Raw genomic sequence first — 23,162 nt, 5'->3', positions numbered from 1 at the left:
TCAGCGAGCGGTGCGGCCGGACGCGGTGAGCAGCCCGTCGAGCGCGGTCAGGAACGACGGGAAGTGCGCGCCGAACCGCCGCAGGTCGGGGTCGGCCTCCATGCCGCCGTACCAGTACAGCCCGGCCGAACCGTCCGCCGCCGGGTTCAGTCCGGCGAACGCGCCGAGCCAGCGTTCGGTGTCGCCGAGCACCACGGCGTAGGGCAGCGACCGGGAGAACACCAGCTCGCGGTCGGCGGGCGGGATGTCCTCGGCCTTGGCGGTGTGCAGGTAGTCGAGCAGCCCGCGGACCTGACCGGCCAGCGCCCGGCCGCGCGCGGTGCGGGTCGGCAGCAGCGCGGCCGCCGCGACGACGCCGAGCCCGGCCAGCGCGACGGCGACGCCCAGCAGCGCGTCCCCGACGGTGAAGGTGAGGACCGCGGTGGCGGCGAGACCGAGCGCGAAGATCCCGGCCCCGAGCCAGGTCAGCCGTCCGCGCGCGCTGCCGGGACGGCGGGAGAACCAGCGCTTGGTGACGACGTCGGCGTACATCGCGTCGCTGATCCGGCGCAGGTCGAGCCCGCCGCGGGCGCGCAGCTGCGACACCAGGACGGTGTCGGTGCCCTCGGGCAGCAGGGTTTCGTAGACGGCGCGCTCGAAGTCGTGGAGGTGCTCGTCCGGCGGGTTGCGGCGGGAGATCTGCCAGTCTTGCCCTTGGGGGCCGGGGATTTCGGCCAGCCAGAGGTAGTTGCGGACGGCGAGGTCGACCACGGTGGCGCTGATGTCGACGACGTCGACGGTCTCGTCGACGACCGTGCCGACCTGGCCCGGCAGCACGCCGTCCGGGCTGGCGAAGAAGACGCGGTCGCCGTCGCGGAGGAGGACCTCGACCGGGCCGGTGGCGGTGCGCAGCGCACCGGCGTCCTGCTTGCGGCGCCGCCACACGAAGATCCCGGCGGCGACGAGGAGGACGAGCAGGACCGCGAAGACGGCGCCGGTCAGCGGGGTCAGCGCGAAGGCGTTGGCGAGCAGGCCGATGTCGGCGAACTTCGCGGTGGCCGGCGCGGTGCCGGCGGGCAGCCCGACGAGCAGGTCGACGCGGTCACCGGGCCGGACGTCGTTCTGTTCGAGGCGCACGACGCCGGTGTGGTCGAGCTCGGCGAGGGTGCAGCGCTGGCTCGAGCCGACGGGGCCGGCGAAGCAGTCGACCGGGGACAATTCCGGCGAGGGCGCGAGGAAGGACGCGGTGAGCTTGGTCAGCGGGGTGTCGAAGCCGCTCGCGACCTGCCACCGCGCCTGCTGACGGCCACCCTGGTCGGCGATCGCGCCGTCGACGAGGTAGGTGACGGTGCCGGCGCCCCCGGTGAAGGTGAGCACGAGCTGGTCACCGGTGAGCTGGCTGCTCGCGGCGCCTTCGGCCTTGACGTCGCGGACGGCGAAGACGCGGTCCTGGTCGTCGCTCGCGGGCACGCGCAGCGGGACGCGGGAGGTGAGCTGCTTGCCGCCGGGGACGGTGACCTTTTCGGTGACGGAAAGGGAGCCGTCGCGCAGGACCTTGAGGGCGACGTCGGCGACCGGGCCGTCCGGTGGCTGGAGGTCTTGGCCGTTTTCGCCGTTTTCGCCGTTGAGCTGCTGAGGTTTGGGCACCAGGTCACTCGGCTGGTTGGGCAGGCTGGGCCCGGCGTTCTGCGCGACCGCGCTCCCCGCGCCGAGTACCCAGGCCACGACGACGATCGCGGCCGTGGCCCCCCATTTCATCGACACAGCACCACACCCTAGAGCACTCGATCTATGCTGACGCCCGGAACGGCGAGATCACCGCAGGTACGCCGCTTCCGACGGGGAAAAGTCTTGGGGGGTTCCACTCGATGACGCACGGCCCGCAGGGTCCTGGTCCGTTCGACCCGCGCCGCCCGCCACCGGGGGCCCGGCCGTTGCCGCCACCGGCTGCGAGGCCGTTGCCGCCGGGGAGGCCGGGAGCGGGTGGGGCGCCTGGGTCTGGTGGCGCGCCTGGGTCTGGTGGCGCGCCTGGGCAGCCGCCGCACCCCGGCAACCACCCCGGCGCACGTGGGCAGGGCCCCGGCGGACCTGGGCACCCGCCACAGCATCCCGGCAACCACCCCGGCGCGCCCGGGCAGCGCCCCGGCTCAGCCGGACCCGAGCACCCGCCACAGCATCCCGGCAACTCCGGCGCACCTGGGCAGGGCCCCGGCTCAGCCGGACAGGGCCCGCAGAACCCCGGCTCGGCTGGGCAGGACCCGCAGGGCCCCGGCTCGGCTGGGCAGGGCCCGCAGGATCCCGGCTCGGCTGGGCAGGGCCCCGGCGTACCCGGGCAGCAAACAGCCGACGCGCCAGGTCATCCGCAGCATCCCGGCAACAACCCTGGCGCACCTGGGCAAGGCCCCCAGGGCCCCGGCGCGCCCGGGCAGCGGCCCGCCGGCGCACCAGGCCACCCGCAGCAAGGCCCAGCCGGCACGCCCGGTCAACCGCCGCGCTATCCCCCGCCGCCGCAAGGGCCTGGGCGTCCGCAAAGCACCGCGCCCTACGGGCCGCCGACCGGGCCGAGTCCCGTTCCTCCCTTCGGGTACCCCGCACCGCCGCCCGCGCGGAGTCCGCTTCCGCCGCCCGCCGCCGCTCCGGCCGCCTTCGTGCCCGGGTACTCCGCGCCGCCGCCCTACGCTCACTACGGCACTCGCTTCGCGCCCTACCCCGCCAAGAAATCCAACACCGGGGTCATCGTCGCCGTCGCGATCTTCGCCATCGTCGCCGTTGCCGGGGGGCTGGTCGCCGCCGTCGCGCTGATCGGGGGCGGGCACACGCGGCACGTCGCCGACGCCGGGTACTCCAGCACCTACCCGACCAGCACCGAAGAAACCACCGAGACGACCGAGACGACCACGTCGTCGTCCTCGACCACCGAGGCAACAACCCGGACCTCGGCGCGCGAGACGCCGACGTCGCAACCGCCGGCCGGCCCCCGTTCGGTGGTCGCCACCGGGAACAACCCGCTGTTCGGCAGCGCGAACTACGGGCTGCAGAACGTCTCGTGCTCGCTGAGCCGCTGGGCGACCGACCAGAACAGCGCCACGAAGTTCTTCCAGTCGGCCATCACCTGCCTCGACGCGATGTGGTCGCGCATGCTCGGCGGCGTCGACCTGCCGTTCGAATCGCCGAACCTGGCCGTGCCGCGCTCACTTTCCGAGTCCTCGACGCCGTGCGGCAGCGGGGGCACGACCACCGGAGTCACGCCGTTCTACTGCCCGAGCAACAACACCATCTACATGCCGATGGACCGGATCGAGATCGACGTCTGGGGCAACCACCCGGGCCCGTACCTCTCGATCCTGGCCCACGAATACGGCCACCACGTGCAGAACATGGCCGGCATCTCGGAGGCGTACGGCAACCAGCGCTACGACGCCGGCGCCGACTCGGCGGCGGGCCTGGAGCTGTCGCGGCGGATGGAACTCGAGGCGCAGTGCTTCTCGGGCATGTTCCTCGGCTCGGCGTCGGTCTCCGGCGGCTCGGTCGACAAGAAGATCTACAACGAGGCCTGGAACGCCCAGGACCGCGGCGACGACTACGCCCGCAACGGCAAGCGCGACCACGGCAGCGCCAAGCACAACATCTCCTGGTGGCAGCACGGCGCGACGACCAACCGCAACCAGCAGTGCAACACGTGGCTCGCGTCCTCGGGAGACGTTTCCTGAGCCGGTGACCGGTTTCCGCGCGGTGTTCGAACGAGCTTGAACCCTCAGCTCGGCGGCGTGAACGGGTTGGCGGGCAGCCCGGACGGCGGTGTGTCCGCATCAGCCGAGGACGCGGGCGCCGGCGCGAACCCCGGCCCCGTCGCGGCGGACGGCGTCCCGTACCCCTGGCCCCGCGCCGCCTGCACGCGGGCCGTGTACGCCTGGACCGCGCGGGCGTGGTCGCGGTTGCGCCGCTCCGCCAGCACCGCCGCCAGGAACGCCCACGCCGGCACCCCGGGCGGCACCGGCGTCCCCAAGGCCTCGCTCACCTGCCGCGCGAGGCTCCAGCCCAGCGCTTGCGCCGCTTCCGGGCGCAGCTGGGCGAAGCGGGTCAGGAACTGGCGGCTCGCCAGGGCGAGGTCGTCCGGGAGCCGCGTCAGGTCGAGGTGGGCCGCCCAGCCTTCGAGGCCCGGGGGCATCGCCATCGCCGGGTGGCCGGTCGTTTCGGGGACGCGCTCGCGGACCACCAGCGTCCCGGCCAGGAAGTCGCCCACCCGGCGGCCGTCGGACGAGCACAGCGACACGATCACCGCGACCGCGCCGAACAGGCCGAGCGTCCAGAAGTCGACGACGAAGCCGGCGAGCCCGCGGACCAGGGCGTGCCGGAAGCGGATCGGGCCGCCGTCGACGCGGACCACGCGCAGGCCGACCGCCAACTTGCCGAGCGAGCGGCCGCGCGAGAGCGTCTCGGCCAGCACCGGGTAGCCGACCAGGATCAGCACCACGATGACCAGGATCAGCGTCACCGCGAGGGCTTCGTCCTCGCCCGGCACCGTCAGCGTGAGCACGATGAACGCGGCCAGCAGCAGCGCGAACTGGATGAGGACGTCGAGCGCCATCGCCAGCGCCCGGCTGGCGAGCTTGGCGACGCGCAGGTCCAGGACGACGGCTTCGCCGGTGACCAGCTCGGATTCCTCGTGCACGCGGCCCAGCGTATCGACGGATAGGGTGACGGCGTGGATGTGGACGTCTTCGTCGCGGCGCACGCGGCGGAGTGGAACCGCTTCGGCGAGCTGACCCGGCGCGGCGGCAAGCTGACCGGCGCCGAGGCCGACGAGCTGGTGACGCTCTACCAGCGGACGGCGACGCACTTGTCGATCGTCCGGTCGGTCGCGCCCGACCCGGCGCTGATCGGCCGGCTTTCCGAGCTGGTGGCGCGCGGCCGGTCGGCGATCTCGGGGTCGCACAACCCGGCGTGGCGCGAGGTCGCGCTGTTCTTCACGCGCCGCTTCCCGGCCGCGGTGTACCTGTCGCGGCGCTGGTGGATCCCGGCCGCGCTGGTGTCGATCGCGGTGATGGCGGTGATCGCGGTGTGGGTGGCGGGCGACCCGCACGTGCGCGCGTCGATCTCCACGCCGGACGAGCTGCGCGAGCTGACCCGGCCCGGCGGCGAAGCGGAGAACTACTACTCGACGGGCCCGGCGGGCTCGTTCGCGGCGCGCGTCTGGACGAACAACGCACTGGTGGCGGCGAACTCCCTGTTCCTCGGCATCGCACTCGGCATCCCGGTGATCGGCGGCCTCTGGCTGAATTCCCTGAACGCGGGCGTGATCATCGGCGCGATGAGCGCGGCCGGCCGCGGCGACGTGATGATCGGCCTCCTGCTCCCCCACGGCCTGCTGGAACTGACGGCGGTCTTCGTGGCGGCGGGCACGGGCCTGAAACTCGGCTGGACGGTGATCGACCCGGGCCGCCGTTCACGGTCGGCGGCGCTGGCCGAACAGGGCCGGTCGGTGGTGGTGATCGCGCTCGGGCTGGCGTGCGTGCTGCTCGTGACGGGCATCATCGAGGCGTTCGTGACGCCGTCGGGCTGGCCGACGTGGCTCCGGGTGGGGATCGGCGTGGTGGCCGAAGTGGCTTTCCTGGTTTACGTCTTCACGCTCGGGAGACGGGCGGCGAAGGAAGGCGAAGTGGGGGATCTCGACTCGCGGGACGCTGGGGACGCGCTGCCGGAGTCAGGCTAAAGGTCGGGCGTCCCAGGGTACTTCCTTCGAAATAATTCAGCATAAGCCTGGTCGGAAACCCGAACTGCCGTTCGCACGACGCCCACCTGACTGTAATTGTATCCCCTCGATTCGACCGCAAGAGCCTCAGAGAGCCCGCTGCCGAGCTTTTCGTCGAGCTGACGGATCGACAAGATCCCCACCGTGGCGAACTCCTCGACGAGCTCGGAAACATGGGTTGGGTCTGTCTTCATTCGATCCGGAAAATTCCTGTCCAAGAAGGCCTGCATCGAACTCAGGTCGAGCAGACGGTCGCGCCCCTCGTGCAAGGCATCCGCCACACCCTGCACAGCTTCATCCTGCGATTTTCGGGCGGCACTCAGCAGAGCTTGGAACTGCCGGTCCGCAACGTAGAGCAGGCCGCTCAGCGCGTGGAAGTCCTTGCGCAACTCCTGCGGAATACTGCTCTCACCTTTGTAAGCCAGGTGGTGCGAGACGTTCGCCCACGCGTCCATGAGCAGCGTCCGGCACTGGATCTCGAACTTCTGCCCCTTGATCCGGTCGTACCGCCGCCCATGGAACTCGGGCCGCAGCCTGCAGATGTAGTGCTGGGACATGTACCCGAACGAGGCCACATCCGCACCGGTGACCTTGTCCTCCACCTCGAGCACGTCGAACTCGTCCTTGATGATCTTCGTGAGCTTGGGCAGATCGTCGGTGAAGAGGCAGACCACCCGCAGGCCCACCAGGTCCTCGGTGTCCCTCATCGGATTCCGGTACTTCTTGCGCTCGATCTTCTCCAGGAAGCTGTCCCGCTCCTTGACCCGGCCCGTGATCGAATGGATCTTGATTTCCCGCAGATCACCGGACTCACGCAGGCAATGCAGCGCTTCTTCCTTCAGATTGTCCAGATCTTTGTGCATCAGATCGTAGAGGTTGCCAAATTCAAGATCAGGGGAATCGCCCACCCCGGCATCGTACTCGGCACCGGAAAGCCCCACTCAACACAAGCACGACCCCTCGAAGGCGATCGACGATCCGTCCTCCAGGCCCGCCGACCCGACGAACCGCGCCTCGAACTCCCCCACCTCCGTCAGCACCACCTTCGGGCTCGACGCCGACCCGTCCGCGTCCGTCTTCACCGTCACCGTCTCCCCACCTCCCTCGAACACCAACGCGCTCTTCGGACGCGCCGCCCGCACGAAGAACGTCACCGGGACGTCCGCCGCGGGTTGGCCGTTCTCGCCGATCACCCGGACCACGAACGGCGCGCCCGGGTCCTTCGAAGCCAGCCGCTGACCGTTCCCCGACAGGATCGCCAACGTCCGCCCGCCCGCGGCCCACGTGTTCGCGATTCCCGTCAACGAACAGACTTCCTGGTACAGCCGCGCACCCACCGAAGCGCTCTCCGCCGTCAAACAGCGCGCCGTCGCCACGTTCGCGATCTCCACCAAGCCCGGCAGTCCCGCGACCCGCCGCCACGCCTGGTGCTTGTCCGCCGCGTCGCACGCGGCCAGCTTCACCGCGACCCCGTCCACCGGGCTGGACGCCGTCAAGCACTGTCCACTTGAGACATTCGTGAGGTGCTGCGAACCGTACGTCCACGCAGCACCCCCGTCCACCGGCACCGGCCGGCCGGAAACCACCGCCAGTTAGAGCCGGCCCGCCGCCTTCAACGCCAGATAACGGTCCGCCAGCGCCGGGGGCAGTTCCTCCGGGACCGCGTCCACCACGCTCACCCCGTGCCGCCCCAGCCGCTCGGTCACGCGCTGCCGCTCGGCCACCGTCCGCGACGCCGCCGCCGCGTCGTACACCGCTTCCGCGTCGCCGCGGGCGGTCAGCATCTCCGCCACCCGGGGGTCCGCCACCGACGCCACGATCAGCTCGTGCCGCGCGGTCAGCGAGCTCAGCACCGGGAACAGGCCTTCCTCCAGCGGCGCCGCGTCGAGGCCGGTCAGCAGCACGACCAGCGCCCGGCGCCGGGTCCGCTGCAGCACCTCCGCGACCATCCCGCGCGCGTCCGTCTCGATCAGCGACGGCTCCAGCGGCGCCATCGCGTTCACCAGCGACGCCCCCGACGAGCCCTGCACCGCGGCCCGCAGCCGGCGGTCGTAGGCCAGCAGGTCGACGCGGTCGCCCGCCCGGGAAGCCAGTGCGGCCAGGAGCAACGCCGCGTCCATCGCCGCGTCCAGGCGGGGCGCGTCGCCCACACGGCCGGCCGAAACGCGGCCCGTGTCGAGCACCAGCACCACGTGCCGGTCGCGCTCGGGGCGCCACGTCCGGACCATGACGTCGGCCGCCCGCGCGGTCGCCCGCCAGTCGATCGAGCGGACGTCGTCGCCGATCACGTACTCGCGCAGCGAGTCGAATTCCGTGCCCTGGCCCCGGATCAGCACCGCGTTGCGGCCGTCGAGCTGCTGCAGCCGCGCCAGCCGGGACGGCAGGTGCTTGCGGCTGTGGAACGGCGGCAGCACGCGGACCGTCCACGGCACCTCGTGCGAACCCTGCCGCGCGGCCAGGCCCAGCGGCCCCACCGACCGGACCGTCACCCGCGCCGCCGTCCGGTCACCGCGCCGCGTCGGACGCAACGCCGTCACGAAAGCCCGTCGCTCCCCCGCCGGCACCTTCACCGCGTGCCGGTCCAAGGCACCCGCCGAAGGTGGCCACGCGTCGCGCAGCGCTCCCCGCACGGTCCGGCCGCCGGGGTTGGCGACCACCAGCGTCACCTCGCACGGCTCCCCGAGCCGCACCGAAGTGTCGCCGGAGCGCGAAAACGCCAGCGCCCGGACGCTGCCCGCCAGCACCAGGTCGACGACGACCAGCACCAGAAGCACCCCGCCGACGGCCAGCAGCCCGGCGTCCGACGGCGCCAGCAGCCCGACCACCAGCGCGCCGAAGAGCGCCAGCAGCCCGAGCCTCCCGGTGACGGCCATGTCAGCGCGGCACGGGCACGGACGCGAGCACGCGGTCCAGCACGCCGTCCGCGGTGACGCCCTCGAGCTCGGCTTCCGGCCGGACGTCGAGGCGGTGCCGCAACGCGGGCCGCGCCAGCGCCTTGACGTCGTCCGGGGTCGCGTAGTCGCGCCCCGCCAGCCACGCCCAGGCCCGGGTGACCGCGAGCAACGCCGTGGCCCCGCGGGGAGAAACGCCGATGCGCACCGACGGCAGCGACCGCGTCGCCCGGCACAGGTCGACGACGTACCCGATCACCTCGGGCCCGACGGTGACGCGAGCGACGGCTTCGCGCGCAGCCGCGAGTTCCGGCGCGCCGGCCACCGAGCGAAGTCCCGCCGCCGCGAGGTTGCGCGGGTCGAAGCCCTGCGCGTGGCGCCACAGGATGCCGATCTCGTCCTCACGCGAGGGCGCCGGCATGGTCAGCTTGAGCAGGAACCGGTCCAGCTGCGCCTCCGGCAGCGGGTAGGTGCCCTCGTACTCCACCGGGTTCTGCGTGGCGATCACGATGAACGGATCCGGCAGCGGCCGCGTCTTGCCGTCGAGCGAGACCTGCCGCTCCTCCATGGCCTCCAGCAGCGACGACTGCGTCTTCGGCGGCGTCCGGTTGATCTCGTCGGCGAGCAGCAGGTTCGTGAACACCGGCCCCTCCCGGAAGGAGAACTCGCCGCTGTGGGCGTCGTAGACGATCGAGCCGGTGACGTCGCCGGGCATCAGGTCCGGCGTGAACTGCACCCGCTTGGTCTCCAGGTCCAGCGCCGCGGCCAGCGCCCGCACGAGCAGCGTCTTCGCGACGCCGGGGACGCCTTCGAGCAGCACGTGCCCCCGGCACAGCAGGGCCAGGATCAGCCCGGTGACGGCGGCGTCGTTGCCGACGACGGCCTTGCCGACCTCGGCGCGCAGCGCGATCAGCGCGTCACGGGCCCCGGTCGCGTTCTCGCTGGTCAAGTTCGCCCTGCCTCTCGTTCCACCCTGTCCAGTTCGCCCGCCAGCCGGACCAGCCCGGCGTCGCCGGTCACCGGCGGGCCGTAGAGCACCGCCCCGACGTCGTTCGCCGCGCGGCCGGTGCGCTCGGCCACCGAGGCCACCAGCGCCGCCGGGTCGGCGTCGCGCGGCAGGCCCAGCGCGGTCCGCAGCCGGGTCCGCGCCGCCTTCCGCAGCGTCTCACCCGCGTGGTCGGCCGCCTTCGCCCGCCGGTACAGCCGCGCGCGCCCCTCGGCGGTTTCGGCCGCGCGGACGACGATCGGCAGCGGCTCGGTGACCACCGGGCCCAGCCGCCGAGCCCGCCACAGCGCCAGCAGCGCGACGGCGATGCCCGCCTGCGCGACGCCGTAGTACCAGCCGGCCGGGATCAGGTCGAAGATCGACTTGCGGGTGTCGTCCAGCCCCGGGTCCGAAACCGACGGCAGGTACCAGACCAGCCGCGGGTGCGTCCCGAGCAGGTGCAGCGCCAGCGCCGCGTTGCCCTCGTCGGCGAGCCGCGAGTTGGTCAGCGGCGCGGCCGAGCCCAGCAGCGTCGTCGTGCCGCCCGCGTCGGCGAGCTGCAGCAGCGTGCCGCCGCCGTCTTCGCCGGGGTAGCAGGATCGCGCGCCCGGGGACGCGTACCCGGTGCCGCCGAGGGTGACGTCGCCCGCCGCGACGGCCGCGGCGACCGTGCACCGCGGGCTCAGCGTGGCGACGTCGCTGTCGCCTTCCCGGCGCACCAGCGGCAGCGAGTCGTGCAGCGTCGGCGTTCCCGGCGTCACCAGCACGACGTCGGCGGAGCGCTCCCGCAGCGCGTCGAGCCGCTTCGCGGGCACCAGGTCGGGCTGGGTGACGAGCAGCGTCGCGTTCTCGCCCGCCACCTCGTCCGCCTCGGCCATCGTGTGCGCGGTCCGGACGTCCACGCCCTGGTCGCGCAGGAGCTTCGCGAGCGCGTGGGCGCCGCCGGGTTCGTACGAGCCGGGTTCGAGCGCGCCGTGCGTCTGCTCCCCGCGGCCGAGCAGGAGCAGCGCGCCGGCGGCGAAGATCAGGGCGACGAGGGCGAGCGGGATCCGGGCCCCGCGCCAGATCCGGCGCACGTCCGGCGAGACCGAGGTGCTGCTCATACCGCGACCGGCCGCTCACGGCGGCACTGCTCGTCCAGCTCAGTCAGCGTCCGGTACGCCGCTTCGGTGCCTTCGCGGCCGCCGTAGTGGACGTCGTCGAAGAGCCGCGCGCCCGTGCGCAGCGCGTCGGCCACGGTGGGCAGCAGGGTACCGGCTTCCGCCGCGGCCTCGTCCGCCGTGCGGCCGGAGCGGGTGTCGAGCAGCGCGCGCTCTTCCAGCGCCCGCACGACGGCGCGGAAGCGGTCGCGCACGGCGTCGTCGTAGCGGCCCGCCGCGGCGGCTTCGGCGGCCGAGCGGCGGTAGTCGGCGGCGTTCTTGCGCTGCCCGCCGAAGACGACCCGGTCGGCGCGGGCGGTGCGGGCGACCTTGCCGGTGCGCAGCCGGACCACGACGACGAGCACGATCAGCAGCACGAGGACCAGCAGCAATCCGAAGGGGCCGCCCGGGACCACCGACGACATGCCCCGAAGCAGCTTGTCCACCTGCTCGCCGAGCCACTGCCCGACCTGCTGGAGGAAGCCCGGCTGCGCGTCGCGGTACTTCGGGTCCGAAAGCTCCTCCGCGGCGGCGCGGCGGGCCGAGTCCCGGTCGATGTCGACCGGGACGTCAGTGAAGAACAGCGTCACCACGCCTGCGGGGGCTGGACCCCGGCCGCGCGCGCCAGCTCGATGTCCATGCCTTCGCGGCGCATCCGCTGGTCGAGGTAGACGATCGCGGTGACCAGCGCGACGAAAGGGATCGCGATCGTGCCGGAGACGATCTGCCCCGCGGACTGCAGCAACAGCTCGCCGGTGCCCGGCACGGACACCTTGCCCGGGTTGAGGAAGCCGTCGAACACGCCGGTGCCGAGCGCGAACGGCAGCTGGATGATGTTTTCGAAGAACGACTCGATGATCCGCGCCAGCACGAGCACGCCGAGCACCCGCCAGAACGAGCCGCGCACCAGCTTGACCGACCGGGCGAACGCTTCCCGGAACGTGCCGCGCTCGAGCACCAGCGCCGGGGACGCCAGCGCCCAGAACACCCAGACGAGCACCCCGGGGACGATGCACAGCATCAGGCCGATCGTGCTGGTCAGCGCGTAGACGAACGCCACGCCGAGCAGCGGCAGCAGCCGCGGCTGGACCTCGCGCCAGGCGCTGCCGAAGGAGACGTCGCGGCCCAGCGCGGCGCGGCCCACGACCGCGGCCATCAGGCCGGTGGTGAACGTCATCAGCAGCGCGGAGATGAGCGACGCCGGCAGCGCCACGATCAAGAGGTCGCCGAAGGTGCCGAAGAGGGCGTTGCGCAGTTCTTCGTCGGTCGCGCCCGGCCCGAGTTCGGCCGTCGAGGCCAGGCTCTCGAGGTCGGCGTAGAGGAACTTCTGCGCGACGAAGGTCAGGGCGGCGCTGATCACCGCGACCACCGCGCCGATGCCCAGCACGAGCAGCGGGTGGCGGCGGAGCGTCGTGATCGCGCCGTCGAGGATGTCGCCGATGTTGAGCGGCCGGAGCGCGATCACGCCCGGCTTGCCGAGCCCGTGCGGGTTCCAGCGCGGCTGCGGCGCGTACTGCGGCGGCGCCTGCCACCCGGGTGCCTGCTGCTGCCAGCCCGGCGGCGGCGTCGGCGGGGCGGGCGGGGTGTCCGGCGCCTGCCAGCCGCGCGGCGGCGTGGCCGGTGACGCGGTGTGATCTTCTGACGGCTTCGGCTCACCCGATCCGGGAGCCTGAGCCGCGGGCACGCCCTGGCTCGGTGTCGGCGTGTCGGCGCCCTCTCCGCCGGACGCGCCACCGGTGTCTGTCATCGAAGCCCCTCGCCTGCGGTACCTGCTTGCCGACACTCTCTCAGAGGCGGTTGTACCCGGCCAGACCTGGGGTGACGTCGGGTCGCCGTGACACCACGCGCACGGACGGGTGCGAGACGGCCCGTTCCCCCGATATGCTGAACCGCGGGATCGGGTACCCCCGGTCCGTACCGAGACCCTTCGGGACTGCCTAGTGACGCAACCGCCCCACGGCCAGGTACCGCCTCGCGGAACCGTTCAGCCGCCGCCGGTGCCGGGTGCGCAACCGGATCTCCCGTGGCTGGGTCAACCGCACACCATGGCCGCACCGAAGCGCCGCTCGCCGGCGGCGGTGATCGGCGTGTGCCTGGGCGCGGTGGCCGTGCTGGTGCTCGGCCTGGTCGCGATCGTCGCGCTCAACCGCACCGAGACGCCGCTGGCCGACCCCGGCTTCCGGGACGCGCCGTCGTCGCAGGACAGCCCGGCCCCGCTGCCCCCCGGCGGCGCGGGCGCCCCGGCCTCGGCGTCGACGCCGGCGTCCGAAACGCCGTCGCCCAGCGCGACCGGGCCGCAGAAGGTCCTCAAGCTGGCCGACCACCCGATCCTGCAGGACCCGAACGCCGGTCTCCAGAACCGCGTGTGCACGCTCCCGGCCTGGCAGAGCACCCAGGAAGGCGCGGAGGCGTTCTTCACCGCGGCGAGCAAGTGCCTGGACGCGGCGTGGGGCCCGTTGCTCGAGGCCTACCACCTGCCGTTCACGCCGCCGGCCCTGCACTTCCCGACCGGCGCGAGCTTCGAAACCGAGTGCGGCACCATCCAGGTCGGCATCGCGACCGCCGCGTACTACTGCGAAAACAACCTGTACGTCCCGTTCCGCGGGCTGCAGACCGACCAGTACGGCAACAACCCCGGCGTCTACCTGGCCCTGTTCGCCCACGAGTACGGCCACCACGTGCAGGAAGTCGCGGGCTTGATGGACGCGGCCTGGCAGAAGATCTACGAAGCCGGCCAGAACAGCCCCGCCGGGCTGGAGATGTCCCGCCGCAAGGAACTGCAGGCCCAGTGCTTCTCGGGCATGTTCCTCGGCGCGCACGTCGACCAGGGCGGCACGATCAGCCGCGACATGTACAACAAGGCGTGGAACGATCAGGAAACCCGCGGCGACAACACGTCCCGCAGCCACGACCACGGCACGAACGCGCACTACGCGGCGTGGTGGCGTGCGGGCGCGACGAGCAACCGGATCTCCGACTGCAACACGTTCGCGGCCCCGTCGTCCGAGGTCAGCTAGCGGGTTTCGGGCGCAGCGGGATGCTCAGCCACAGGTAGCCGAACATCCCGCCGGCGAAGCAGGCGAACACCAGCAGCGCGAGCCCCAGCGGCCGGCGAGCGTCCGAGGCACCGATCGACGTGTCGGCCGCGTGGACCGCGACCGGGCCCTGGTCCGGCAGCGTCTCCGGGACGGCGACCTCGACGCGCTCGCCCTGCCCGTGCCCGCAGCCGTTCAGCGTGCCTTCGTGCGCCTTGCCGGCGACGGTGAACTTGACCGTCTCGACGGCGTCCGGTTTGTCGCACGCCGCGGGCTTGGTGACCTCGGCCTGCACCGGCGCGCCGAGGCTGTCACTGGTGATGCCCAGCAGCCCCGGCCCGGCGAGCCAGGCGAGCAGCACGACGAGCACGCCCGCCGCGGCGGGGATCGCCACCGTGGGCCACGTGAGGGCGAGGGATCGCGGGGGCACCCGGCCATGGTTCCAGATTCCGCGGCCGAAACCCAGGTGCCGTCACCGCTGCTCGATCTTCTCCGCCTGCGTGACCTTCTTGACGTAGAGGAGCTTGTCGCCGGGTTCGATGGCGTCGGCCTGCGGGGCGTCGACGCGGTAGAGGACGCCGTCGCGGACCAGGCCGAGCACGAGGTCGGGCAGGTGCCGCGGCGAACCGCCCTCCTCGGCGGGCTCGACCGCCCGCTCGGCGATCGCCAGGCCCGACTCCGGGGTCAGCAGGTCCTCCATGATGTCGACGACCAGCGGCGTCGACGTCGCCATGCCGAGCAGCCGCCCGGCCGTCTCGCTGGAGACGACGACCTGGTTGGCGCCCGACTGCTTGAGCAGGTGGACGTTCTCCGCCTCCCGCACCGACGCCACGATGTGCGCCTTGGGCGCCAGCTCGCGGGCGGTGAGGGTGACGAGGACCGCCGTGTCGTCCCGGTTCGGGGCGACGACGACCGCGCGCGCGTGCTGCACCGCGGCGACGCGCAGGACGTCGGACCGCGTGGCCGAGCCGTGCACGGCGACCAGGCCCAGCGCGCTCGCCGCGTCGAGGGCCTGCTGGTCGGTGTCGACGACGACGATCTGGCCCGGGGCGACGTTCTCGTCGCCGAGCAGCGCGTTGACGGCGGACCGGCCCTTGGTGCCGAACCCGACGACGACCGTGTGGTCGCGCACCTTCGTCCTCCACTTCTGGATCTTGAACGCCTGGCGGGAGCGCTCGGTGAGCACTTCCAGGGTGGTCCCGACCAGGACGATGAGGAAGAGCACCCGCAGCGGCGTGATCACCAGGACGTTCACCAGCCGGGCGGACGCCGTGGCCGGCGCGATGTCGCCGTAGCCGGTGGTCGAGAGCGAGACGGTGGCGTAGTACAGGCTGTCCAGTAAGGACAGGCCGTCGCCGTTGGTGTCGCGGTACCCGTCGCGGTCGACGTAGACGATGATCACGGTGGCCAGCAGCGCGAGCAGCGCGCCGATGATCCGCTTCACGATGGACCGCAGCGGGCTGACCGTCAGCTCGGGCATCCGCAGGACGCCGACGAGCTCGTGGTCCGGCCGATCGGTGAGACTGCCCAGCGGCAACCGCCTCAGGGCCTTCATGCACCGGCTCCCAGCGGCTGGTGTCGAGCGTCACTCACGCCCGGAGGATAGCCCAACCGGGTGGCGGACCGCCGCGTGGAACGCGACGATGCCCCCATGGCTACCTCGCAACGGCCCGCGCACCTCTTGGCGGGGGCACTAGGCTTCATGGGCGTCCTGCACTTCGCCGTGCCCAAGCCGTTCGACGGCCTGATCCCGCGTTCCCTGCCGGGTTCGCGCCGGGCGTGGACGTACGGCTCGGGGGTGGCGGAGCTGGCGGTCGCGGCCGCGGTGGCGACCCCGCGCACGCGCCGGCTGGGCGGGCTGGCGGCGGCGTTGCTGTTCTTGGGGGTGTTCCCGGGGAACGTGAAGATGGCGGTGGACGCGAAGACCCCGCCGCAGCGCGCGATCGCGTGGGGGCGGCTGCCGCTGCAGTGGCCGCTGATCGCGTGGGCGCTGAAGGTCCGCGACCGCGGCTGACGCCGTGCACGCCGAAATCACCGAGGTGCTCGACGGCGGCCTGGTCCGCTTCACTTCCCCGCTGGGCACCGCGAACGCGGCCTGGCGGGGCACGGAGCCGCCCCGCGTCGGGTGGGTCCACGTGGAGCTGGACTTCCCGGCCGCGCTCCGGACCTGGGCGGTGGTCCCGGCCGGCACGCCCGAGCTTCGCGGCACCGGCGACCAGGTCCGCGTCACGGCCCGGGTGGCCGCGTACACCCCCGAGGACGGCGTGCTCACCCTCGAGCTGGGTGACAGCGTGGTGCTGGCCGAACTCCCCGCGCCCGCACCGGAAATCCGACCCGGCGGCTGGCTGCGGGTGACCGCCGGCCGCCTCGACCTCTACCCGGTCGACCTGTAGTCACTCCTGCGGGATGTCCCGCAGGAGCCGGCGCAGGCCTTCCGTGTCCAGCAGGTCCGCCGGGCGGATCGTGCGGTTCGCCCGGACGTAGTGGAACGCCGCCCGCACCTGCTCCACCGGGACGTTCTTCAGCGCCGCCCAGGCCATCCGGTACGCCGCCAGCTGGACCGCCAGTGCCGGGATCCTCGACTCGGGCGGGACCGAGCCCGTCTTCCAGTCCACGACCTCCCAGTACCCGTCGGCGTGCCAGAACACCGCGTCCATGCGGCCGCGCAGGGTGATGCCCTCGACGTCGGCCGAGAACGAGACCTCCACCGCCGCCGGGACGCGCTCCGCCCACTCGCTGGCCTCGAACGCCTCCCGGAGTTCCTCGAAGTCCGTGTCGGGCGCCTCGTCGAAGTCGGCCGCGCCCGGGAGGTCGTCGATCTCGATCAGCTGGTCGCCCCCGAAGCGGCGTTCCAGCCAGCCGTGGAACTCCGTGCCGCGGCGGGCGAAGCTGTTGGGCTCCATCGGCAACGGGCGGCGCAGGTCGCTCGCGAGCCGGGCGCTGTCGTCGGCCAGCGCGACCAGCTGGCTCACCGTGAGCCGCGACGGCAGCGGGACCCGCTTGACGTGGTCATCCTTGCGCGCCCACTCCTCGAGCAGGACGTCGGTGTCGGTCAGCCAGCCGTCCGGGTCGTCGTCCTCCTCTTCCGCCGGCGGTTCCTCAGCGTCCGAAGTGGACATCGCCTCGGACACCAGCTCGACCCCGGTCTGCACGCCGGTGCGGCGGTCGGCCAGCGGGTCGACCGGCCACCGCGACTTCCGCGAGTCCGACACCAGCGGGTTTTCCTCGTCCGACGCCGGTTCCGGCGCCCAGTCGGCCAGCTGCCCGACGCCGGTTTCCCGCAGCACGCCGGCGATCTCGGTGAGGAACTCCGACGGCCCCTTCGCGCGGCTGCTGCTTTCGTTCCACCAGTGCCCGGAGACGATCAGCGCGCGCTCGGACCGCGTCAGCGCCACGTAGCAGAGCCGCCGCTCCTCGGACTGCTCCCGCTCGACGAACCCGGCCTCGTGCAGCTCCAGTCCTTCTTGGACTTCCTTGCGGTCGTAACCCTCGGCGACGCGCAGCTCCGGCAGGTCTTCGGCGTCACCGCGCAGCACCGCGGGCAGCGAAGTCGCGGTCCGCAGCCACGACGACGACCGGCGACGGCCGGGGAACACCTCGTGCACCAGGTGCGGGACGGCGACGACCTCCCACTCCAGGCCCTTCGACGAGTGCACGGTGAGCACCTGCACCCGGTCCGGGACGACCTCGACCTCGCCGGGGGTGAGACCGTCTTCGGCGTGCGCGGCCGTGTTCAGGTAGTCCACAAAGGACAGCAGGGTCGCCGTCGGCGCGGTCTCGGCGTAGTCGGTGACGACTTCGGCGAACGCGTCCAGGTGCGCGCGGCCCGCGGAACCGGGGCGGGCCAGCGATTCGACGTCCAGCAGCATCGTGCGCTCGACGTCGGCGACGAGCTCCGGCAGCGACTGGTCGAGCCGCCGCCGCAGCGCGGCCAGCTCCCAGCCGATCCGCCGGATGCGCCGGTAGCCCTCCGCCGAATACCGTTCCGCCGCACCGGGTTCGTCGACGGCGTCGATCAGCCCGGCCTGCTCGACCCGCTCGACCACCAGCTCCGGGGTGTCGGACTTCTCCGGGCTGGACAGCTCGCCGGCCCGCCGCCACAGCGCCGCGACGTCGGCGGCCGCGAGGCGCCAGCGCGCGCCGGTCAGGAGCCGGGCCGCCGCACTGCCCGACAGCGGGTCGGCGAGCACCTTCAACGTCGAAACGAGGTCGGCGACCTCGGGTTCGTCGAGCAGGCCGCCGAGCCCGACGACCTCGACCGGCAGCCCGCGCGCCCGCAGTTCGGCGGCGATCGGGGCCATGTCGGCGCGGCGCCGCACGAGGACGGCGGCGGTCGGCGGCTTCCCGGTCTCCTCCTGCACGGCGTACCAGCGCCGCGACAGGGCGTCGGCGACCCACTCGCGTTCGGCGCGGATGTCCGGCAGCAGCGCGCACGCGATGTCCGCCGCGCCGGCGCCTTCGCGGGCCCGCAACCGTTCGACGCCGAGGCCGCGGGCGCGCAGCGGTTCGGCGATCGCGTTCGCGAGGTCGAGGATCTCCGGCGGGTTGCGGAAGCTGGTGAGCAGACCGAATTCGTGCGCGGGGACGAGGCGTTCGCCGTCGAAGCGCGGGAAGTCCGAGGTGAACCGGGGCAGGTTGGCCGCGCTGGCGCCGCGCCAGCCGTAGATGGCCTGCGCCGGGTCGCCGACGGCGGTCACCGGCATCGGCGGGTTCTCGACGCCGCCGAACAGCGCGCGCAGCAGGACGCGCTGGGCGTGCCCGGTGTCCTGGTACTCGTCGAGCAGGACGGCGCCGTAGCGTTCCCGTTCGCCGCGCACCACCGACGGGTAGCCGCTCGCGAGCTGCGCGGCGAGGGACATCTGATCGGCGAAGTCGAGCGCGCCTTCGTTGCGCTTGCGACGGTGGTAGTCCTCGACGAGCGGCAGCAGCGCGAGCCGGAAGTGCTGCGCCGCCATGATTTCCGTGAGCTTCTGCGGCAGCCCGGCCCGCTGTCCCTTGGCGCGCGGCGCGTTCTCGATGATCCGGCAGAGCCACTTCGTGTACTCGGCGAGCTGCTCGGTGGAGACCAGGTGCTCGCCGAGTTCGCCGGCGAGGGCGAGCACGTCGGCGGTGACGGTCGGCGGGACGCGGTCGGTCTCGAGCTCGTTGTCCCAAGTGGACACCACGCGGTGCGCGATCTGCCACGACGACGTCTCGGACAGCAGCCGGACACCGGGCTGCACCGGCAGCCGGAGGCCGTGCTCGGACAGCATGCGCCCGGCGTAGGCGTGGTAGGTGAGGACGGTCGGCTCGCCGGCGACCACAGTGGACCGCAGCCCGCCGGTGGGGTCGAGGCGGTCGAGGAGGCCGGACCCGGCGAGGCGGCGCAGCCGTGCGCGGACGCGTTCCCCGAGCTGGCGGGCGGCCTTGCGGGTGAAGGTGAGGCCGAGCACACGGTCGGGGCTGACGATCCCGTTGGCGACCAGCCAGACCACCCGCGCGGCCATCGTTTCGGTCTTCCCCGCGCCGGCCCCGGCGACGACGAGCGAGGGTTCGACGGGCGCGGCGATGACGGTCGCCTGCTCGGGGGTCGGCCGGTGCAGCCCGAGCGCGTCGGCGAGTTCCGCGGGCTCGACGGGGTTGGCGACGAGGAGCGGGCTCACTTCCCCACCCCCCGAGCCGCACTTTCACGTGAAAGTGCGGCTTTGCGGCACAAAGCCGAGCTTTCACGTGAAAGTGGCGCGGTGGTCGTGGCGGTCACGGGCCTGGTACCTGCCGGCCTTCGGGGCGCAGGGGGCAGCAGCCGCGGGCCGGGCAGCGGTCGCAGTCCGGGTTCTCCTGCGCCTGGTAGTCCGGCCCGGCGGCCGACGCCGCGGCGTCGCGGACCAGCTCCAGCCACTGCTTGCCGCCCACCTCGTCCAGCGGCGGCTGGGACCGTTCGGTGGCGCCGGTCTGTTTGTTCGCCTTCGCGACGTAGACCAGCTTCGCGCCGCCGGGTTCGTTGCTGCCCTTGATCGCCCCCAGCAGCACCGCGAGCTGGTACGCGGCCAGCTGCGGGTGCGCCTCGGCGTCGGCGCCCGAAACGGGCACCTTCCCCGTCTTGATGTCGACGATCACCGGCCGCCCGTCGGCGTCGAGCTCCACCCGGTCGACGCGGCCCCGCAGCAGCACCCGGACCTCGTCGGCGCCGCCAGCCGGCAGCTCCACCTCGATGTCCTGCTCGACGCCGGCTTCCTTGAGCTCCGCCCGGCTGCGCTCCAGCCACGTCACGAAGTTCTGCAGCATCTGCTCGACGCGCCGCCGTTCCCGCCGCGAGAACCACGGCGCCCCGGCGTCGACGCGCACCCAGGCATCGTCCAAAGCGGACTGCAGCTCCGCGTCCGTGCGACCGGACGCGACCGCCTGCGCCAGCCCGTGCACCAGGGTTCCGGTCACCGCGGCCAGCTGGGCGGGGTCGCTGCCGCCGTGGCGCTCGATCATCCAGCGCAGCGGGCACTTCGTCAGGATTTCCACTGTGGACGGTGAGATCCGGATGAGGTCGCCGGGCGGGTGCACCGGGACGTCGGTGGACGCCGGGAGCAGGCCGTACCACGTCGACGGGTGCGCGCCCGGCACCTTCGCGTCGGCCAGGCGCGCCAGCTGCTTCGCCGCCCGGCGCCGGCGCGCGGGCTCCGCCTTGTCGTCGCAGACGACCTCGCGCAACTCCCCCACCAGCTCGGCCAGCACCAGCGACCGCCCCGGCGGCTTCATCCGCGAGTCGAGACCGCCGTCGTCGGCGCCGTTCTCCTCCAGGTCGTCGAGGAACCGGGACGGCTGCTCGTCCTCGCCCGAAACCGCGGTGACGAGCAACGTCTGCTTCGCGCGGCTCATCGCGAGGTAGAACAGCCGCCGCTCCTCGGCGAGGATCGGGGCGGTCTGGGACACGGCGTCGTCGTCGACCCCGGCCATCAGGTCCTTGAGCCGTTCCACGCCCAGCACGGATCCGCGCAGCCGCAGGTCCGGCCACGCGCCCTCCTGGACACCGGCGACGGCGACGACCGTCCACTCGCGACCGGCGGCCGAGTGCGCCGTGAGCAGCGAAACGCCGTCGCCCGGCACAGCGGCCGGAGCGAGCGTGTCGCCCGCGATCCGTTGCGCACCGAGGTAATCCGCGAAGGACGCGACACTCGCGCGCGGTAGCCGGTCGACGTACCGGCCGGCGGCGTCGAACAACGCGACCACGGCGTCGAGGTCGCGATCGGCCTGCGCGGCCAGCGACCCGCCGCGCTCGACCTGGCGCAGCAGCTTGTCCTGCAGGCCGCTTTCCCGCCACAGCTGCCACAGCACCTGCTCGACACCGTCACCGCGGGCCACGGCCTGGTGCGTGACGCGCAGCAGCCCGCCGACGCGCCGCACCGGCTCGGCCTCGGCGTCGGCCAGCCCGGCGAGGACGTCCCCGCCCCGCAACGCTTCCACGAGCAGCTCGTCGCTCGAGCGCTGCCCGCCGCCGGCCAGTTCGAGGCGGCGCAGACCGCGCCGCAACCGCCGCAGCGCCAGGGGATCCGCGCCGCCGAGCGCGGACGACAGCAGCATTTCCGCGAGGTCGACGTCGAGGAGGTCGGGGGCGGGCGCGAGCTTCAGCACGGCCAGCAGCGGACGCACCGCGGGCTGCTTCGCCAGCGGCAGCTCCTCGGTCGCCGACCCGATCGGGACGCCGGCGGCACGCAAAGCGCGTTGCAGCACCAGGAAAGTCCGCGCCGGCGACCGGACGAGCACCGCGATCTCCGACCACGGCACGCCGTCGACGAGGTGCGCGCGGCGCAGCTGGTCGGCGATCCAGCTCGCCTCGGCGGCGGGCGTCGGCATCACGCGGACGCGCACGTTCCCGCCGGTGGCGCCCTTCGGCGGGACGATCTTGCGGTGCTGCGACGCACCCGGCAGCGTCGCACCGATCTTCGCCACCGCCAGGCGCACGGCCGGGGCCAGCCGGTGCGACGTCGTGAGCGTGACGGTCCGGCTGCCGTCCGGGTCGGCGTCGGCGAACAGGCTCGCGTCCGCGCCGCGGAAGGAGAACACGTTCTGGTCGGGGTCGCCGGCCACGACGAACTCGGCCGCGGTGTGCCCGATCACCCGGACCAGGCTGGTCTGCAGCGGGTCGAGGTGGTGGGCGTCGTCCACGAACAGGTGCCGGACGCGGGTGCGCTCGCGTTCGCGCAGCTCGTCGTCGTCCTCGAGGGCGAGCAGCGCGGAGGTGACCAGCTCCGCGGCGTCCAGCGCGGGCGAGCTCGCGACGCCGAGCGCGTTGCCGCCCGCGCCCTGCAGCTGCGTGACTTCTTCGTACTGGGCCCAGAACTGGCCGGCGGCGATCCACTCGTCACGGCCGCGGCGGCGGCCCAGCTCGGCGAGGTCCTCCGGCCCGAGCCCGCGCTCGGCCGCGCGCATCAGCAGGTCGCGCAGCTCTTCGGCGAAGCCGGGGACGACCAGGGCGGGCCGCAGCGGTTCCGGCCAGTACTCGGCTTCTTCGTCGAGGTCACCGGCCAGCAGTTCGCGCACGACGACGTCCTGCTCGGCGCCCGCGAGCAGGCGTGGCGGCGGGAGCTCCCCGGCCGTCGCTTCCAGCCGCAGCAGGGAATAGGCGTAGGAGTGCACGGTGCGCACGAGCGGTTCGCGGACGGTCCGCGGCAGCGGCCGCGCCTGGTCCGGGTCGGCGGTGAGCCGGCGCGTGATGTCGGCGCGCAGGGCGTCCGCGGCCTTGCGGGACGTGGTGAGCACGAGCACGCTCTCGGGGTCCGCGCCCTCGGCGATGCGGCGGGTGGCGGCCGAGGCGAGCAGCGACGTCTTGCCGGTGCCGGGCCCGCCGAGCACGCGGCGGAACCCACCGGGTGCGGAGAGCACGCGCCGGGCGCCTTCGTCCCAGGTGAACGTGGGTGCGTCGGGGACCGGCGTGCGCACCAGCCGCGCGTCCGCCTGCGCCGTTCGCCTCCCGTTCACCCCGCGATGGAACCACGTCCGGAGTAGTGGGTGCGGCACCGGCACGGCTTAGCGGCGGACGGCCACGAAAAGTGTCGTACCCATCCGGCAGAGTGTCGGTATGGACGACGTTCTGCACGAGCGCGTGCGGGAGATCATCGAGTCGGTGCCGGCCGGCTCGGTCGCGACGTACGGCGACATCGCAGCGCTCGCCGGTGCGCCTTCGCCGCGGATGGTGGGCGCCATCCTGGCCGAGGACGGGCACGACCTGCCGTGGCACCGGATCCTGCGCGCGAACGGCACCCCGGCACCCCACCTGGTCCACGACCAGCTGGAGCGGCTGCGGGCGGAAGGGGTGCTGGCCGACGGCCAGCGCGTGGACCTGCGGAAGTACCGCTGGAAGCAAGGAGGTGACGAGGATCCCGGTCCGGAAGGGCTGTTCTGACCGCTATT

The 23,162-nt window shown here is 73.1% G+C and carries 20 protein-coding genes; 6 read left to right on the top strand and 14 right to left on the bottom strand.

Annotated features, from left to right (window positions below):
- Complete coding sequence (locus ACLJQM_RS04865) at window positions 1–1,737, bottom strand: DUF2207 family protein (protein WP_410630290.1); 1,737 nt, start codon at window positions 1,735–1,737, stop codon at window positions 1–3.
- 455 nt (window positions 1,738–2,192) lie between these two features.
- Window positions 2,193–2,339 (bottom strand): hypothetical protein, encoded by a 147-nt coding sequence (locus ACLJQM_RS04860; protein ID WP_410630261.1) that lies wholly within the window; start codon window positions 2,337–2,339, stop codon window positions 2,193–2,195.
- Between the two features lie 288 nt (window positions 2,340–2,627).
- On the opposite strand from ACLJQM_RS04860, the gene ACLJQM_RS04855 reads away from it, so the two are divergent.
- Window positions 2,628–3,689 (top strand): neutral zinc metallopeptidase, encoded by a 1,062-nt coding sequence (locus ACLJQM_RS04855; protein ID WP_410630260.1) that lies wholly within the window; start codon window positions 2,628–2,630, stop codon window positions 3,687–3,689.
- 44 nt (window positions 3,690–3,733) lie between these two features.
- Here the strand turns inward: ACLJQM_RS04855 and ACLJQM_RS04850 are convergent, their stop codons facing one another.
- Window positions 3,734–4,651, bottom strand: a complete 918-nt coding sequence (locus ACLJQM_RS04850) for an RDD family protein (RefSeq protein ID WP_410630259.1) — start codon at window positions 4,649–4,651, stop codon at window positions 3,734–3,736.
- Window positions 4,652–4,684: 33 nt separating this feature from the next.
- On the opposite strand from ACLJQM_RS04850, the gene ACLJQM_RS04845 reads away from it, so the two are divergent.
- Window positions 4,685–5,692, top strand: coding sequence for a stage II sporulation protein M (locus tag ACLJQM_RS04845; RefSeq protein ID WP_410630258.1), 1,008 nt, complete (start codon window positions 4,685–4,687; stop codon window positions 5,690–5,692).
- Here ACLJQM_RS04845 and ACLJQM_RS04840 read toward each other — a convergent pair.
- The 7 genes from ACLJQM_RS04840 to ACLJQM_RS04810 form a co-directional block, all read right to left on the bottom strand.
- Window positions 5,689–6,639, bottom strand: coding sequence for a GTP pyrophosphokinase family protein (locus ACLJQM_RS04840; RefSeq protein ID WP_410630257.1), 951 nt, complete (start codon window positions 6,637–6,639; stop codon window positions 5,689–5,691). The genes ACLJQM_RS04845 and ACLJQM_RS04840 overlap by 4 nt on opposite strands.
- Window positions 6,640–6,672: 33 nt before the next feature.
- On the bottom strand, window positions 6,673–7,227 hold the full coding sequence (locus ACLJQM_RS04835; RefSeq protein WP_410630256.1) for a hypothetical protein: 555 nt from the start codon (window positions 7,225–7,227) through the stop codon (window positions 6,673–6,675).
- 96 nt (window positions 7,228–7,323) lie between these two features.
- Entirely contained in the window at window positions 7,324–8,604 is a 1,281-nt protein-coding gene (locus tag ACLJQM_RS04830; protein WP_410630255.1) for a DUF58 domain-containing protein, read from the bottom strand.
- A gap of 1 nt (window position 8,605) precedes the next feature.
- Window positions 8,606–9,571, bottom strand: a complete 966-nt coding sequence (locus tag ACLJQM_RS04825) for an AAA family ATPase (protein WP_360772223.1) — start codon at window positions 9,569–9,571, stop codon at window positions 8,606–8,608.
- On the bottom strand, window positions 9,568–10,710 hold the full coding sequence (locus ACLJQM_RS04820) for a DUF4350 domain-containing protein (protein ID WP_247014470.1): 1,143 nt from the start codon (window positions 10,708–10,710) through the stop codon (window positions 9,568–9,570). Before ACLJQM_RS04820 ends, ACLJQM_RS04825 begins: the two co-directional genes overlap by 4 nt.
- A complete protein-coding gene (locus ACLJQM_RS04815; RefSeq protein WP_410630254.1) occupies window positions 10,707–11,339 on the bottom strand; it encodes a DUF4129 domain-containing protein in 633 nt (210 codons plus the stop codon). Before ACLJQM_RS04815 ends, ACLJQM_RS04820 begins: the two co-directional genes overlap by 4 nt.
- Window positions 11,333–12,493 (bottom strand): hypothetical protein, encoded by a 1,161-nt coding sequence (locus tag ACLJQM_RS04810; RefSeq protein WP_410630253.1) that lies wholly within the window; start codon window positions 12,491–12,493, stop codon window positions 11,333–11,335. Before ACLJQM_RS04810 ends, ACLJQM_RS04815 begins: the two co-directional genes overlap by 7 nt.
- A 250-nt stretch (window positions 12,494–12,743) precedes the next feature.
- Between ACLJQM_RS04810 and ACLJQM_RS04805 the strand changes: the two genes are divergently transcribed.
- Window positions 12,744–13,763, top strand: a complete 1,020-nt coding sequence (locus tag ACLJQM_RS04805) for a neutral zinc metallopeptidase (RefSeq protein WP_410630252.1) — start codon at window positions 12,744–12,746, stop codon at window positions 13,761–13,763.
- Here the strand turns inward: ACLJQM_RS04805 and ACLJQM_RS04800 are convergent.
- Entirely contained in the window at window positions 13,756–14,175 is a 420-nt protein-coding gene (locus ACLJQM_RS04800) for a hypothetical protein (RefSeq protein ID WP_360772780.1), read from the bottom strand. The genes ACLJQM_RS04805 and ACLJQM_RS04800 overlap by 8 nt on opposite strands.
- A 78-nt stretch (window positions 14,176–14,253) precedes the next feature.
- On the bottom strand, window positions 14,254–15,336 hold the full coding sequence (locus ACLJQM_RS04795) for a potassium channel family protein (protein WP_247014474.1): 1,083 nt from the start codon (window positions 15,334–15,336) through the stop codon (window positions 14,254–14,256).
- Between the two features lie 96 nt (window positions 15,337–15,432).
- Between ACLJQM_RS04795 and ACLJQM_RS04790 the strand changes: the two genes are divergently transcribed.
- Together ACLJQM_RS04790 and ACLJQM_RS04785 are read left to right on the top strand one after the other, a co-directional pair.
- Window positions 15,433–15,795, top strand: a complete 363-nt coding sequence (locus ACLJQM_RS04790) for a hypothetical protein (RefSeq protein ID WP_247014475.1) — start codon at window positions 15,433–15,435, stop codon at window positions 15,793–15,795.
- Between the two features lie 4 nt (window positions 15,796–15,799).
- Window positions 15,800–16,174 (top strand): hypothetical protein, encoded by a 375-nt coding sequence (locus tag ACLJQM_RS04785; RefSeq protein ID WP_410630251.1) that lies wholly within the window; start codon window positions 15,800–15,802, stop codon window positions 16,172–16,174.
- On the opposite strand, the gene ACLJQM_RS04780 is transcribed toward ACLJQM_RS04785, so the two are convergent.
- The gene (locus ACLJQM_RS04780) at window positions 16,175–19,423 is read right to left on the bottom strand and encodes an ATP-dependent helicase (protein ID WP_410630250.1); all 3,249 of its coding nucleotides are present in this window, start codon (window positions 19,421–19,423) and stop codon (window positions 16,175–16,177) included.
- A gap of 94 nt (window positions 19,424–19,517) precedes the next feature.
- A complete protein-coding gene (locus tag ACLJQM_RS04775; protein ID WP_410630289.1) occupies window positions 19,518–22,691 on the bottom strand; it encodes an ATP-dependent helicase in 3,174 nt (1,057 codons plus the stop codon).
- A 139-nt stretch (window positions 22,692–22,830) separates the two neighbouring features.
- Between ACLJQM_RS04775 and ACLJQM_RS04770 the strand changes: the two genes are divergently transcribed.
- Window positions 22,831–23,154, top strand: coding sequence for an MGMT family protein (locus tag ACLJQM_RS04770; RefSeq protein ID WP_247014478.1), 324 nt, complete (start codon window positions 22,831–22,833; stop codon window positions 23,152–23,154).
- Window positions 23,155–23,162: the final 8 nt, after the last annotated feature.

This window comes from Amycolatopsis sp. cmx-4-83 (assembly GCF_046548815.1).
Lineage (GTDB): Bacteria > Actinomycetota > Actinomycetes > Mycobacteriales > Pseudonocardiaceae > Amycolatopsis > Amycolatopsis pretoriensis_A.
The sequence above is the reverse complement of the archived record's forward strand: the minus strand, read 5'-3'. Positions and strand labels throughout refer to the sequence as shown.

Bases quoted from the DNA above. Each gene is read 5' to 3' on its own strand.
- ACLJQM_RS04865 (WP_410630290.1), bottom strand. From the start codon at position 1,737: ATGAAATGGGGGGCCACGGCCGCGATCGTCGTCGTGGCCTGGGTACTC.
- ACLJQM_RS04860 (WP_410630261.1), bottom strand. From the start codon at position 2,339: ATGACCTGGCGCGTCGGCTGTTTGCTGCCCGGGTACGCCGGGGCCCTG.
- ACLJQM_RS04830 (WP_410630255.1), bottom strand. From the start codon at position 8,604: ATGGCCGTCACCGGGAGGCTCGGGCTGCTGGCGCTCTTCGGCGCGCTG.
- ACLJQM_RS04820 (WP_247014470.1), bottom strand. From the start codon at position 10,710: ATGAGCAGCACCTCGGTCTCGCCGGACGTGCGCCGGATCTGGCGCGGG.
- ACLJQM_RS04810 (WP_410630253.1), bottom strand. From the start codon at position 12,493: ATGACAGACACCGGTGGCGCGTCCGGCGGAGAGGGCGCCGACACGCCG.
- ACLJQM_RS04795 (WP_247014474.1), bottom strand. From the start codon at position 15,336: ATGAAGGCCCTGAGGCGGTTGCCGCTGGGCAGTCTCACCGATCGGCCG.
- ACLJQM_RS04790 (WP_247014475.1), top strand. From the start codon at position 15,433: ATGGCTACCTCGCAACGGCCCGCGCACCTCTTGGCGGGGGCACTAGGC.
- ACLJQM_RS04770 (WP_247014478.1), top strand. From the start codon at position 22,831: ATGGACGACGTTCTGCACGAGCGCGTGCGGGAGATCATCGAGTCGGTG.